This window comes from Desulfoluna butyratoxydans, assembly GCF_900699765.1.
Taxonomy (GTDB): Bacteria; Desulfobacterota; Desulfobacteria; order Desulfobacterales; family Desulfolunaceae; genus Desulfoluna; species Desulfoluna butyratoxydans.
Genome location: NZ_CAADHO010000001.1, coordinates 448,185 through 461,978, shown reverse-complemented (window position 1 = coordinate 461,978; position 13,794 = coordinate 448,185). Strand labels below are relative to the sequence as shown.

General features: G+C 58.1%; 10 protein-coding genes. 4 read left to right on the top strand and 6 right to left on the bottom strand.

What is annotated here, in order from left to right:
- Positions 1-9: 9 nt before the first annotated feature.
- The 3 genes from MSL71_RS02030 to MSL71_RS02020 all read right to left on the bottom strand — a co-directional run bounded on the left by MSL71_RS02030 (position 10) and on the right by MSL71_RS02020 (position 4,113).
- The gene (locus tag MSL71_RS02030; protein ID WP_180137000.1) at positions 10-432 is read right to left on the bottom strand and encodes a MarR family winged helix-turn-helix transcriptional regulator; all 423 of its coding nucleotides are present in this window, start codon (positions 430-432) and stop codon (positions 10-12) included.
- Between the two features lie 579 nt (positions 433-1,011).
- The gene (locus MSL71_RS02025) at positions 1,012-2,292 is read right to left on the bottom strand and encodes an OmpP1/FadL family transporter (RefSeq protein WP_180136999.1); all 1,281 of its coding nucleotides are present in this window, start codon (positions 2,290-2,292) and stop codon (positions 1,012-1,014) included.
- A 546-nt stretch (positions 2,293-2,838) separates the two neighbouring features.
- A complete protein-coding gene (locus MSL71_RS02020) occupies positions 2,839-4,113 on the bottom strand; it encodes a helix-turn-helix transcriptional regulator (RefSeq protein WP_180136998.1) in 1,275 nt (424 codons plus the stop codon).
- A gap of 628 nt (positions 4,114-4,741) precedes the next feature.
- Between MSL71_RS02020 and MSL71_RS02015 the strand changes: the two genes are divergently transcribed.
- From MSL71_RS02015 to MSL71_RS02005, 3 genes are all read left to right on the top strand, one after another.
- Entirely contained in the window at positions 4,742-5,479 is a 738-nt protein-coding gene (locus MSL71_RS02015) for an amino acid ABC transporter permease (RefSeq protein WP_246317689.1), read from the top strand.
- Positions 5,480-5,633: 154 nt separating this feature from the next.
- Positions 5,634-6,434: a transporter substrate-binding domain-containing protein gene (locus MSL71_RS02010; protein ID WP_218950922.1), complete on the top strand. Its 801-nt coding sequence runs from the start codon at positions 5,634-5,636 to the stop codon at positions 6,432-6,434.
- Between the two features lie 5 nt (positions 6,435-6,439).
- On the top strand, positions 6,440-7,324 hold the full coding sequence (locus tag MSL71_RS02005) for an amino acid ABC transporter permease (RefSeq protein WP_180136997.1): 885 nt from the start codon (positions 6,440-6,442) through the stop codon (positions 7,322-7,324).
- A 185-nt stretch (positions 7,325-7,509) separates the two neighbouring features.
- On the opposite strand, the gene MSL71_RS02000 is transcribed toward MSL71_RS02005, so the two are convergent.
- From MSL71_RS02000 to MSL71_RS01990, 3 genes are all read right to left on the bottom strand, one after another.
- Entirely contained in the window at positions 7,510-8,709 is a 1,200-nt protein-coding gene (locus MSL71_RS02000) for an aminotransferase class I/II-fold pyridoxal phosphate-dependent enzyme (RefSeq protein WP_180136996.1), read from the bottom strand.
- A 679-nt stretch (positions 8,710-9,388) separates the two neighbouring features.
- Positions 9,389-10,855: a hypothetical protein gene (locus MSL71_RS01995; RefSeq protein ID WP_180136995.1), complete on the bottom strand. Its 1,467-nt coding sequence runs from the start codon at positions 10,853-10,855 to the stop codon at positions 9,389-9,391.
- Between the two features lie 203 nt (positions 10,856-11,058).
- On the bottom strand, positions 11,059-12,069 hold the full coding sequence (locus tag MSL71_RS01990) for a nucleoside hydrolase (protein WP_218950921.1): 1,011 nt from the start codon (positions 12,067-12,069) through the stop codon (positions 11,059-11,061).
- 556 nt (positions 12,070-12,625) lie between these two features.
- Here MSL71_RS01990 and MSL71_RS01985 point away from each other — a divergent pair.
- On the top strand, positions 12,626-13,618 hold the full coding sequence (locus tag MSL71_RS01985) for a DUF2860 family protein (RefSeq protein ID WP_180136994.1): 993 nt from the start codon (positions 12,626-12,628) through the stop codon (positions 13,616-13,618).
- Positions 13,619-13,794: the final 176 nt, after the last annotated feature.

Below are 13,794 nucleotides of genomic sequence, written 5' to 3'. Positions count from 1 at the left end.
ACAAAGTATCTACTCGAGGTCGCGAAGCAGCCGTTTCAGAAGGACCCTTTCTTCAAGGCTCAGGTGGGCCAGGGTCTCTTCGTTGGCGTCGGCACGGACCTTGAAAAGGTCGTTGACGATGCTGGAGTTGGCCTGTTCTGTCAGGAGGATACGCTGGACCCGGCGATCGTTCTCATCGCTTTTTTTGGTGATCCAGCCCCCGTCGATGAGCCGGTCGAGGACCCCTGAGACCGTGGCGTTGTCCAGGACGAGACGCTGGCCGATTTCGCTGGCGGTGAGCCCGTTGTTTTCGTAGATGGCACCGAGGACGAGCCCCTGGACCGTGGTGAGGCCATAGGGCTTCATGCGTTTTTTCAGGTTTCTCTGGGCTTTCTGGTTGGCTTTTGCCAGCAGAAAGACAATGCATTCGTTGTACGTAATTTCTGCAGTCATGATGATGTCCGTTGGTCGGGTGTGATGAAACCGCCAAAAGCCGGTGGCACGCGCACTTCATCTGATATCCTGCCCGGCGCATGCGGTGGCTTGGCGTCTGATGTCGGGAAATGTGGGTTGTTGGCTTTAGGAAATGTTTCCAAGATTGATTTGTGCGCAAAGTATCCCGCAAGCTCTGTGCCTGTCAAGGGAAAAGAGACAGTTCCCGCTGAGATGACCACCATCAGGGCAAGGCCCTGCACACGGGGACGTTTTCCAAGCAGTTGTCAAACAGGTTTTGAAGGTATGGCTCCATGCCGCATCAGAGGAGATGCCGGGGGCTCGTGTCGGGGGTGGGGCCTTAGGCGACATCACCAAAAAAAGCGCGCCATGGGAAACCATGGCGCGCTTTTTTAAATCTTTAAGGTCCGGTGTAACTATTTAAGCTTCTCTATCCCGGCTCGCCCGAAGGGTGAGAAAAACAAACAGCAAACCCTGATTTACATTTTGCATTTTATAAAAAGCTGGCATTTTCGTTGTAATATTCTGAAATTATAGAGCTTTTATCTTGGCTGTTTGTTTTCTCATGAAATATCCGGGTTAGAACCGGTAGGAGAGGGTCGTGCCCACGTTCAGCACCGTGCCGTCGGCCACGAGGCTTACCGGGGCGCCTCCGTAGCTGGGGTTCAGAGCCTCGCTCTCCCCGTTGATGGTGCGCTTGCTGGGGATGTCCGCGTAGCTTGCCGCAATGTCCAGGGTGAAGTTCCCGAAGGTGAATCCAGCGCCCAGGGAGAAGGTGTGCTTGTCCCCGTCGGGCCAGATGAAGTCAAGGCTCTCGTCGGGCACGGGAGTGGGATCCCAGACATAGCCGCCGCGAAGGGTCACGGTGGGGTTGACGGTCCATTCCATGCCGATGCTGTATTTGGTGGTGTCGTCCCAGTCGCGGGTAACGGGCAGGCTGGTGACAGGACCTAAAGGGGTCATGAGGGGGGATGAAAACCGCTGGTCCTGAACGTCGTTGATGCTCCATCGGGTCCAGGTGGCGTCCGCTTCCACGAGCAATCCTTTTTTTGCACCAAAGCGATACCCCAGGCCGGCCTGAACCTGCTCAGGGTGATCGTAGTCCAGCATGACCGTGTTGATTTTCGTGCCGTTCACTTTTAGATCCCCTTCAAACTCAGCCTCGGTGCGGCTTCGGTAGGTCAGGCCCATGGAGAGGCGATCCGTGGCCTGGTAGAGGACGCCGATATTGTAGGAGACGTTAAAGTCGTCGGTGAGCTCGGCTTCATAGATATCATTCGTTCCAAGTTGAACGAAATCCGCCCCGGTTTCGGAGCGCCCCAAAGAGACCCCGGCACCCAGGGAGAGTTTTTCGCTGACTTTGTAGGACAGGGCAGGGGTGACGGTGACCCGCTGGTAATACGCCTCGTAGTTGTTGTGGGCCCCGGGGTTGGTTTGCGGGTTTTTGTCCCATTTGACGTGCATGCCCCAGGGCACGCAAAGGGTGATCCCTGCGGCCAGGCGGTCGGACAGGGGCATGGCTGCCCCCAGATGGGGAGCCACCAGGGTACCGGTTTCGTCGGAGAAGTTGGTGGGGGTTTCCAGGTCGGGTCTATGAGGAACTCCCGCAACGCTGTAGTCGTCAATCTCAATGTCCGGGGTGGTGGTCAGGACCCCGGCGGACATGGTGGCGGAAGTGGCCCGGGAAAGACCCGCCGGGTTGTAGTAGGGGGCAAAAACGGGGGAAGGGGCGGCGCTGACAGCGCCTCCCATGGCAGTGGCCCGGGAGCCGATTCCGTAAGTGTCGACCATGCCGGCCCACGTCGGGAGTGCCGAAGTGAGGGTCAGCAGGGCAGTAAGGATGGTCAGGGTTCGTTTCATGGGGCCTCAACATGTTTTCATAAAAAGTTCGTGGGTGCACCGGGTGGCTCCGGTATGTCCAGTCTGTTGCGGTGCGGTGCACCGGTATGGCTCACAAAGCATGCCAGAGCCCCATGGAAAGGCAATATGGAAAGAATAGAGGGGTAATATAGGGTTGAAACCTATATTTTAGAATAGACATTCTATGGAATCGCTTTGGCTGGCAGGGTGTTAATGGAGATGGGAAATCGAGGTGGCTGTGTTATGCCGCGAACGATGTTTTGTCACTGCCCAGGGTACGTGACCCTGTTGTGGCGTCTTATCCCTGCCGCGGCAGGTGGGAACGGTGATTTCATTCAACGCAGGCCATGGCCTCTGGAGAGCCTCGCGGGGCTTTGGGTATATGAATGTCGGAAGAACGGGTTTTTGAGTGTTTTTTGAAGGGGGCTCGGCAGCCAGTTCTTTCCCCTTGCGACCTGCGCACCGTTTCCAAACCAGATTCGCACCTTAAGGGGTGCCCGCTCCGCAGGATGCCCAACGTATACAAAACGACGGATGAATCGGTACCTACCGGGTCAACGAGAGGAGCTGGGTGCGCAGGTTGGCCCCGCTGTTGTTGAGTCCCAGCTTTTTTCGGATGTTGTTGCGGTGAAAATCGATGGTTCCCTTGGAGAGGTGGAGCATGGCCGCCATTTCCTTGGAGGTGTGTCCCTGGCGGATGAACTCGGCAACCTTGAGCTCCATGGGGGTGAGGTTGATAAAGGGGGAGGCCAGGCGCCGGGTGAACGGAGAGATGATCTCAGACAGGCTCGTCATGGCGGCGTCCAGATGCTTTTTCTGGGTGGGGGTCAGGGGGTGGTCTGTGACCTTCTCCAGGGAGGGGAGGACCAGGTGGCGCAGGGTGGCGGTCATGTTCTCACCCAGCTCTTCCTTGTCTTTTTCCCGCTGGGTCAAAAGGGCCCTCAGGGCGGCCTGGCTCTCTTCCAGGCGGCTCACCTTTTCTTCGACTTCTGCCTTGCGGCGTTTCAGGGCCTTTTCCATGCGTACCTGGCGGGTGACGTCCAGAAAGGTCCCGGCCACGGTGAGGACATGGCCGTCGGGCCTTTTTTCCACGGCTTTCCCGCGGGTGCTCATCCAGAGCCAGGCGCCGTCGCGTCCTTTGAACCTGTGGCGTACGTGCACGGCATCTGTTTCACCCTTGAGGTGCAGGGTAAATGAACCGGAGACAAAGGGGCGCTCCGACGGGTGCAGCCGGTCCAGAAACTCGGCCTGGGGCATGGACTCCCCGTCTTTCACCCCGAACCGCTGGCCCCAGCCCCGCTCCAGGGTGACCACTTTTTTGTCCACCCGCCAGTACCAGACCCCGAGCTCTGCCCCTTCCAGGGCCATGATCAGGTTCTCCTCGCGGTTTTTCAGGTCCTCTTCCCGTTTTTTCCGGTCGGTGATGTCCACGGCAATGCCGTGGAGCCGCACAGGCACATCATTTTCCTTGATGAGCCGGGCCCGGGTGGAGATCCAGATGTGGGAACCGTCCTTTCGCCGGACGCGAAACTCCAGGGCTTCGGTGAAGCCTGTTCTCTTTTCCGGGTTACCGAGGATGCCGGTGGCATGGGTTTTCTGGTCTTCCCGGATCAACTCGAAGAAGTTGAGGCCGGGAAGCTCGTGGCGCTGGTAGCCCAGCATCATCAGGGCCGTGTCGTTGGCGTCGATGAAGTTCCCCGAAAAATCAATGACGTATACCGCATCCAGTGCCTTCTCCAGAAGGCCCATAAAGCGGTCGTTGAGTTCCAGTTCATGGATGCGCCGGGTGAGTTCCCGGATTTTGGCGTTTTGGTCCTGCATGGGGGCTCCTGATGAAACGGGTTTTTCCGGTTGCTCGCACCGGGAAAATGAAGCTACCCCTCCTGGTGGCAGATGTCAAATCAAGGGTGTTGTTTTTAAGGGGGATTTTCTATACAATGCCTCCCACATGAGACATGAAGGAAGATCCTTGACAGTGCTTCATGACGGTTGCTGCTCGAGGAACACGAGTTCCATTCGGGCCATGGGGCAGCCGCGATGTCCGAGGCCTCAACCCGCTGCCCGGCGGACCCCGTCGACGGATGCGCACACCACCGAAACCCCCACTCCAATCTGGTGAAAATAACGAAACGGAGTAACGATTCAGTTCAAAAGCGCCTCCGGCGGCCCTGCCGGGGGGCAAACGTTTAAAAAGTTGGACAAACAGGTCTTACGAGCGACTTGGGACGACCTTAAGTTATCGACAAACCGACTCTTCTAAACATAACGGATATGCCTCGCCTTGAGCCGTCCAGCCCCAACAGGGCTGGACGGCTCAAGGCGAGGCCACCGGAACGTTTTTGCGGAGCTTTTTTCAAAAAGCGACCCGCCGGAGGCAACTGAATAGTTACGAAATGGAGAGCCTTTGCACGCATGGAAACGCTGGACCAGGATGTACGGAAAAACCGCGATGTTTCTCGCAGGTCTCCTGGCCCTGTTGGCTTACGGATACCATAACCTGAACTACAACTGGCAGTGGTACAGGGTCTGGCCCTACCTGGTGACGGTCACCGATGAGGGCTTCCGGGCCGGAGTGCTCCTGAAAGGGGCCCTGGTGACCCTGAAGATTTCGGGGCTCAGCCTGGTCCTGACCCTTGTGATCGGCTTTTCCACGGCCTTTATGCGCCTTACCTCCTCTCCGGTGCTCAACGCCCTGGTGGTGGGCTATGTGGAGACCATTCGGAACACGCCGCTTTTGATCCAGCTTTTTGTGATGTATTTCGTGATCTCGCCTGTCATCGACCTGTCTGCGTTCGCCTCGGCCGTCATTGCCCTGTCGCTTTTTGAAGGGGCCTATGCCTCGGAGATCATCCGCTCCGGCATCGCGGCCGTGGACCAGGGGCAGTGGGAGGCCTCCTTCAGCCTCGGCATGACCCCCTTGGGGACCTTTGCCGAGGTGATCCTACCCCAGGCCCTGAGGCAGATGCTCCCCATGCTGGCAGGCCAGGGCGTGTCCCTGATCAAGGACTCAGCGCTGGTGAGCACCATCTCCATTTTTGACCTGACCATGCAGGGCCAGAGCATTGTGGCCGAAACCTTCCTGACCTTTGAGATCTGGTTCACCGTGGCCTTTTGCTACCTGGCCATGACTGCCACCCTGTCCGCCTGTATTGCCCGGTGGGAGGCGAGGGTCAGGATGAGGGGGTAGGGGGGGGGAGGGCAAAAGGCAAAAGGTGAAAGGCGAAGGGCTAAGGGCTAAAGGTGAAAGGCAAAGGTGATGAGTGTTTGGTCTGATTGATCTGGGACATGGCCACCGGCGGAGCTGCCGGGGTTTATCGAATAATAACCCACCGAAGGAGAGAATGATGAGACGATGGCTGGCTTGTGTGATGATGGTATGGGTTCTGCTTGGCTGCGGGCCTCTTTGGGCGGGCGAGAGCGTGATCGAGACGATTCAGAAAAAAGGGGTGATCCGGGTGGGCATGTCCACATTTGTGCCCTGGGCCATGCGGGACAAGACCGGGGAGCTCATGGGCTTTGAGATCGACGTGGCAAGGGAGCTGGCAAAGGACATGGGCGTAAAGGCGGAGTTCGTGCCCACAAACTGGTCGGGCATTATCCCGGCCCTTCTTACGGGCAAATTCGATGTCATCATCGGCGGCATGGGCATCACCCCGGTTCGGAACCTCAAGGTGAATTTTACCGACCCTTATGATTTTACAGGCATGTCCATCGTGGCCCACCGAAAAAAGGCAGAAGGATTTTCCTCCCTTTCGGATTTCAACAAAAAGGAGGTGACCATCGCCGTGCGCATGGGCACCACCGCCGAGATGGCCGCCAAAAAGTACCTGCCCAAAGCTTCCTTTAAGCTTTTTGAAAATGAGAGCCAGGCCCTTCAGGAACTTCACCTGGGGCGGGTCCACGGGGTGGTGTCTTCCGCTCCCCTTCCCCGGTTCCAGGCCTTGAAATACCCGAACAAGCTGACGGTCCCCCTGAAAGAGGATTTTACCCGGGAGCCCATCGGCTTTGCCCTTCGAAAGGGGGACCACGATGCCCTCAACTTTTTTAACAACTGGATTCGCGCCAAACAGGCCGACGGGTTCCTCGCCGAAACCAAGCACTACTGGTTCGAGACCCGGGATTGGGCAGAACGGGTGAAGTAAGCTCTATGATTGGTTTTGGCAAGAAGAGATATCGGTTCGGCATGGTGGACGCCGCGGCCCTGCTGCTGGTGGGGGCGCTTGTTCTGTGGTTTTTCCACCGGGTGGGGGCGGTGCTGGATTACGGATGGGAGTGGGGTGCGGTGCCCTCGTACATCCTGAGGCGGACCGATGAGGGGGGCTGGGTGCCCAACCTGCTTTTGACGGGGTTTTTCACCACGGTGAAGCTCAGCCTCTGGGCCAGTCTCCTGGCCTCGGTCATCGGTATCCCGGCAGGGGCCATGCGGGCCCAGGGCAGCCCGGGTCAGAAGCTTTTGGGCTGGGTGTACGTGGAGACCATCCGGAACATCCCGTCCCTGGTGCTGGTGTTTCTCTTCTACTTTTTCATCAGCAGCCAGTTCCTGGATCTGCTTGGGGTGGATGCCTGGCTCAGGGGGCGTTCAGAAATCACCCGGGCCATTTTTTCCTTTCTCTTTGCAGGTGAGGCCCAGATCAACGCATTCCTCTCGGCCGTCATCACCCTGGCCATCTACGAAGGGGCCTACGTCACGGAGATCGTCCGGGGCGGGCTTTTGGCCGTGCCCTTTGGGCAGAAGGAGGCGGCCCGGGCAACAGGCCTGAAAGAGAGGCAGGTGTTTCGCTACGTGATCCTGCCCCAGGCCTTGCGGAAAATCATCTCGCCCCTGGCCGGTCAGTTTATCTCCACCATCAAGGATTCGGCCATCATGAGCGTTATTTCCATTCAGGAGCTTACCTTCCAGGGCATGGAGGTCATGGCCGCCACCTTTCTCACCTTCGAGGTGTGGCTCACCGTCACCTTCCTCTATTTGATCCTTACCTTCAGCCTCTCACAGGCCGCGGCCTTCATGGACCGCCGCATCGCCAAATACTGAGCCGGTTTATCAGCCAGCCATGCCCCGCACGCCTCGGTAAAATATAGGCGTTGGGTGACCCGGACACTTCGGGTCGTCGGCCACTTGAGACGGTGTCATCAATAAGACCCTGGTGGCCACACGATGACCATGGCCCGGCGAGCCACAAAAGCCCCAGCCTGTGATCTATCCCCCTGTTACCTGATTTACCTGAGTTCTATGTCCGCCTGCCGGATCTGCCGGAGGGCCTGGCGGATGCGCTCTTCGTTCTCCACCAGGGCCAGGCGGAGGTAGCCTTCCCCTTCCTTGCTGAAGCCTGCCCCGGGAGCCACGGCCACGTGGGCTTTTTCCATGAGTTCCATGGCAAAGGCCATGGAGTCGTGGCTGTTTTTGTAGCGTTCGGGGATCTTGACCCAGAGGAACATGCCTGCCTTGGGCGCATCCACTTCCCACTCCATACGCCTGAGGACGTCGCACATGGTGTCCCGTCGTTTCAGGTAGACCTCCACCTGCTCGGCGATGTTGGCCTCGCAGTCGCGAAGGGCCACGATGCCTGCTGCCTGGATGGCGGTGAAGATACCGTAGTCATAGTAGCCCTTGATTTTCTCCAGGCCTGTGATCATCTCGGCGTTGCCCACGCAGTAGCCCATGCGCCATCCGGCCATGTTGTAGGATTTGGAGAAGGAGCCGAACTCCACGCCCACGTCCTTGGCCCCGGGGACCTCGAAGAAGCTGGGGGCCTTGTAGCCGTCGTAGGTGATGCGCGAATAGGCGAAATCCTGGATCACCATGAATCGGTATTTCTTGGCGAGCTTCACCACCTCTTTGAAGAAGTCCACGCTTGTCACCTGACCCGTGGGGTTGTGGGGGTAGTTAAGCATCAGCATCTTGGGCACGGGGTACATGGACTCGCAGAGGTCGGAGATCTGCCTGAGCATGTCCTCGTCCGAGGCCATGGGAAAGCGTACCACGTTGGCCCCGGCGATGATGGCCGCATAAATGTGAACGGGAAACGCGGGGGTGGGCACCATGATGGTGTCGCCGGGGCCCAGGAGGGCCAGGCAGAGGTGGGAAACCCCCTCCTTGGAGCCGATGGTGGTGATCACCTCGGAGCCGGGATCCAGGGAGACCCCGTAGTCTCTGTCGTACATCAGGGCCAGCTCCTGCTTCAGGTGCTTGATGCCTCCGGCCACGGGGTAGCGATGGCTCTTGGGATCCTTGGCCACCTTGCAGAGCATCTCGGTCACCTTGTCCGGTGCCGGGTCCACGGGGTTGCCCATGCCCAGGTCGATGACATCCAGCCCCTTCCGGCGCTTTTCCATCTTCATTTTGTTGATCATGCCGAACAGGTACGGGGGCAGGTGCCCCATTCGTTCCGAGTACTTGATGAGTGGTTCTTCCGTCATGTGTCGCCTCCGGTTGGGTTTGGGGTAAGAAGGCTCAATGGGTCGGTATGTGAGGGCGGGGGCCCCGGGGACAGCCCGGGGCAAAAAAAAAGCCACGGGTTGTCGTCGTCAACCCATGGCGTTCTTACTGCGGTCTATATAATCAGAAGGCAGCGAAACGACAATGGGTTGACCCCATGGCCGCTGCCGCCGCCAATATGTGGCAAGCGTTGTTCATTCTGGTTTCCTTGAGAATAAAAGTTCCCTTTTTGATTACGCGTATTGGCGCCACCTGTCAATCGAAAAACGTGGAGGACGCTTGTCTTCGGAAGGGGCATGGGGGGCGTGCTTTACGTATCCTTGGCCTCAAGGCAGAAGGAACCCAGCGGTTTTGTAACTATTCAGTTTATGTGGGTATGACGCGTTACCGACGGGGTAGGTGAGGTAGGGTGCGCTTGCGCACCGCCGAAGAATCGTAACGGTCATAACAACCAATGTGCGGGTGATCTTCACGCAGCATAGACATGGCAAAAGATGGTGGCTTTCCGAACAAATGGTGCGCAAGCACACCCGACGGGATGTCACATAACAAGCTGTAAATATTATTCTGGCAGTCAGAGGTGGATTGGGCCGAATAGTTGCCTGGTTTTCAAAAATTTGGCCCCCGGCAGGGCCGCCGGAGGCTTTTATTATCGTAATGTCAATGCCGGAAGGTCCACACGATGAGAAGGCCCCCGGCCGTGCCTGTGACGGTGACCTTGTCCAGGGTGGCCTGGATATCCACGCGGGTGAACTCCCGCTTCATCAGGTAGCTTGAAATGAATTTTCGCGATTTCACGGGCAGCTCGGAGTACCTGTCCAGAAGCTCTTGCGGGACCTCAATGGCCCCGGGGATGTACCGTGGATCGTCGGTCAGGCCCCGCGGGCGCGGGCTGACGCGGATGGTCTCCTTGGTGTGCAGCTTCAGGTTGAGGGACTCCTCCGGGCTCAGGTGCACCACCAGGTCCACCGGGGTGTTGTAGCAGCTGAAGTTTGTGAGTTCTGCGGCCCAGTCATTGCCGTTGATGATGTGGTACCAGGGCAGGCCCGGGGTGAGGGAGCCCAGGTTGTCCATGTTTCTCGCGTAGTACCGGTCGTCCCGTTCCCCCAGGGTCAGGTGGGTGGTGTCTCCCTCCCGGTTGTCCAGGATGGTGCCGGACAGGGGGGCACCCGTGGGGTGGAAGGTCCACTGGGTGGTGTCGTCCACCTCGGTGATGTCCTTTTCAAAGTACCCGGTTTCTCCGCCTTCGCTTACGCCTTCCACCCGCAGGGTGCGATGGATGCAGTTACGCCCGATTTTGTGGATGCTGATGCGGTCCGTGATGGTGCCTGAGATTTTCGGGTGGCGGACCCAGTAGGTTGGGATCTGGATGAGGGGGATGAGCTTGTCGCTCTGGTCTTCGTAAGAAGAGGGGAGAAAGGCGTCGGCACCCCCGATATCGAAGTCGTAGAACCGTGTGTACATGTCCCCGTACTTGTTGATGAGAAACAGGTGGGACCCGCTGGTGCTCAGGTTGACGGCCTGGAAGGCCCCCCTTTCCGGCCCGCAGATGCCGTAACTGTAATCCGTTGGCAGCCACGGGTCGTTGTAGATCAGGTCCTGGCCGTTGGGCCCCAGCATCCAGATATGGGAGCATTTGGCCAGCCCCACCTCAAAGAGATTGCCCGCCGGGTCGGTCCAGTACCCGTCTTCCCGCCTTGACACCACGGAAAAATCCCAGGTGATGATCTCGTCGGTGAGTTTCATGCCCGGGCCCATCCAGAAGGGAATACCCCACTCCTTCTGCCAGGTGAAGTCCGATATGTCATCAAGTCCGTTCCACATGGTGTAGATCTGGCGCTCACCGTTCAAGGCGATGATGTGCTCATCGTCCATGGCAAACTCAGTGACCTCTCCGGCAAGGCCTTCGGGAAGCTCAAGCTTGACCCGCGGCTCCGGGGTGTTGACACCGGTTCGCTCCTTGATCCAGATGTCGCCGTCTTTGAGTTTAATGTCGTACCTCGTGTTGAACGATGCCTTGTTGCCCCTGAAACAGACCCGGTCCTCGAAGGTCTCCGCCGAAAGGGCGGTGCATGGGATGAGGGTGAAAAGCAGAAAAACCGTAAGCACGAAACTGTTTTTTCTCATGACGTCTCCCCCTGACTTGATGGTTATGGTTGGCAAATCGTTTGCACAAACCGAGACCGGCAAGAGGGCTCAAACAGCGGGTGCGCAATCCGGGCATGCAGATGCGTGAGCCCTTCGTTCGCGTTGTGTGAGGTGGGATACCCTGAAGTATAGAGAAAGGCGGGGGGAAGTGCAATGAACAAAATAGCCATATGTTCATTTTGTCAGGTTTTGCCTGTTCCGTTGAGAAGGGCTGCAAACCGGGCCTTGAACTCCTGCCGGGAGCCCCCCTGGATCACGGTGACTTTTCGGGAGCCGGTTCGGCTGACCCGGGTTGTGCCGCACCGGTTGTTGGTCTCGTTCTCCGTCATGTCGATGTCCAGGAAGGCCCGGTACGACTGGCAGCTCTGCATGTCCCCGGTCATGACCAGGGTGGCCAGGGGGTCGAAAACGGGGACGGGGATGCCTTCGTTGTGGGGACCGGTTTTCTCAAGGAGGATGCGTTTTGCCAGGGTGGCAAGGGGATCGACGGCGGTAAGTGCCTCTGCCATGTCCGGACCCAGGAGCACGTGGTTGCAGGCGTCCAGGGGAACCAGGGTGAGGGGTATGGGGGAGTCCACGATACGCTTTGCCGCCACAGGGTCGATAAAGACATTCCACTCGGCCCCGTGGTTGGTGGCGTACACCGGGCCCTGGTCCCACGCGTCCCTGGCGTTGTTGAGCAGGGCCACGTTGCCGTCCACATAAACAGCCCCGGCCATGGCGACGATTTTTTCAATGTTGTCGATTCGTGGGGCAGGGAAGGTGTCCATCATGCGGGCAGGGTTGGTGAACCCGCCTAGGCAGAGGAGGGTGATTTTTTCGTCGGTCGCCTCCAGGGTGTCGGCCAGGAACTGCCAGGCCGGGCGCGGCTCCGTTTCAAAGCTGACGGAGGGGTTGAGGCTTCCCAGAAGCCCCATGACACTGTTCATCTCATCCTTGAAGGGTTGGGGAAACCGGTGATCAAACCCCATGGGCGTGCTGGTGCCGGCGCAGACCCGGATCCTGGGCCGGTTGGCCAGCTCTGTGAGGGTTTTGGCGATGAGGGTGCCCCACCGGAGGTCGGTCTCACCGCACCCGGTGACGCAGATGCCGAGGAGATCCACCGAAGGGTGCTTCATGAGGCAGAGAATGGAGAGGATGTCGTCCCATCCCATGTCCGAGTCGACAATGACGCGTTTGCGTGCAGGGTTCACGGAACCTCCTTTGGGCTTTGTGGGGGCGTTCAAACAAAACGTGGGAGTGCGGTTTTTCGCATTTTACACCGGCCGGGCCACCTGAGGCAAAAAACAAAAGCGATGCCTTCCATGGTTAAAGTGGGCAAGAAAAGCCTGCCTCCGGCGGCCAGGGGATTTTTAGCCTAAGAGGCTTCGCCACCCCTGGACCCCAGGTTGCGAATGCCCTCTCCCTTCGTTTCTCAGGGTGAGGACATTCGCGAAGGTTTCTGGATAAGTGAGCAAGACCTGTTTATTAAACGTTTCAAACGTTTGACCCCCGGCAGGTCCGCCTGTGGCTGCTTTTTGGAGCTGAATAGCTACGTTTTACGTTTCAACAGGTTGGCCCAGGAAGGGGAGCCAAACGGAAGTAGCTGCAACAACTCATGCCTTTGCCCGGGGGCGTCCAGGCCCTTCGTTACATTTCTTCACACATTCTCCACAGAATGACACGCACAACCCGTGATAGCCATGGACTCATCGGAAGTCCTGCTGCCCTGAGGCAGCAAAAAACAAACACAAGGCTTGAGGATGCGAGGTGACTATTGTGGGACGGTTTGTTTTTATTGTGATGTGCGTGGTGTTCTGTTGTGCCCCCATGGGCGTATGGGCCGAGGGCCCGGCCCCGGAGGGTGATGAAGGCGGGTTTTACGGCACCGCCATGCTCGGGGGCGGTGTGTCCCATTGGCGGCCCAGTCTTTTGGATGCGGAAGATGGAAACGAAACCATCACCAGCCTGGAGGACACCGCCGATAAAGAGACATCGTTTATCCCCCTGATCACCCTGGAGGGGGGATATTATTTTGATTCCACGGGGACGTGGGTGTCCATGGACGTGGTGGACGGCCTCGAAGAGCTTGAGACAAGCGTCATCGGCAACCTCACCGTGGGACAGTCCCTGGGGGACCTCGGCACCATGGCCTTAAGCTTTTCCCGCCATCGCACCGACGTCTGGAAAGATCCTTACCTCGTGGGGTCGGCCCGGGAGATGACCAAGTCCAAAGACCGCACCCTCGGGCTTTCCTGGGAAGATGTCCTGGGGCTTCCCATCAGCCTGGACGTGGCCTACACCCTTACGCGGGTGCGGGACGACGTATCCGGCAAGAACAACCCGGACCTTGAAAGGGACGGGGAGACCGGTGAAGCCACGGTGTCGTTTCCCCTGTTTTTTGGGGGGCGGTCCATGGTCCTGGCAGGGCTGGGGGGCGTTCAGGGCGACTTTGACGGCAAAAGCAACAGCTACGACGGATACCGCGTGAACCTTATTCACATTCTGGACATGGGGCGCTGGAGCCTCTCTTCGGTGGTGTCCGGAGAGCAGAGACGTTACGATGCCGCCCACCCGGTGTTTGGAAAAACTCGTGAGGACAAGGGGTGGATTTTCAGCACGGAATATGTCTACCACGCCCCGTTGGGGTACGACCGTTATTTCTTTCAGGCAAGGGCGGCCATGGGTGAGATGACAAGCAATATCTCATTTTTTGAAAGCTCTACCCTGATGGTGGGGGCGGGCATCGGGTATACCTTTTAAGCCAGGTATCCTCTTTTACTCTGTTGGGTGGTTCTGCTGATATGACATATCTGAAATTGCTTTCACGGTATGCATTGCCTACAATGCGGAGGCTGATTTTGAGATCAGCTGGCACAGCAGGACATGGCCCTGTAAAGGGGCCAGCCCAAGCGATATCTTGACTGACACACAGAAGG

Bases quoted from the DNA above. Each gene is read 5' to 3' on its own strand.
- MSL71_RS02020 (WP_180136998.1), bottom strand. From the start codon at position 4,113: ATGCAGGACCAAAACGCCAAAATCCGGGAACTCACCCGGCGCATCCAT.
- MSL71_RS02030 (WP_180137000.1), bottom strand. From the start codon at position 432: ATGACTGCAGAAATTACGTACAACGAATGCATTGTCTTTCTGCTGGCA.
- MSL71_RS02010 (WP_218950922.1), top strand. From the start codon at position 5,634: ATGATGAGACGATGGCTGGCTTGTGTGATGATGGTATGGGTTCTGCTT.
- MSL71_RS01995 (WP_180136995.1), bottom strand. From the start codon at position 10,855: ATGAGAAAAAACAGTTTCGTGCTTACGGTTTTTCTGCTTTTCACCCTC.
- MSL71_RS02015 (WP_246317689.1), top strand. From the start codon at position 4,742: ATGTTTCTCGCAGGTCTCCTGGCCCTGTTGGCTTACGGATACCATAAC.
- MSL71_RS02005 (WP_180136997.1), top strand. From the start codon at position 6,440: ATGATTGGTTTTGGCAAGAAGAGATATCGGTTCGGCATGGTGGACGCC.
- MSL71_RS02000 (WP_180136996.1), bottom strand. From the start codon at position 8,709: ATGACGGAAGAACCACTCATCAAGTACTCGGAACGAATGGGGCACCTG.
- MSL71_RS02025 (WP_180136999.1), bottom strand. From the start codon at position 2,292: ATGAAACGAACCCTGACCATCCTTACTGCCCTGCTGACCCTCACTTCG.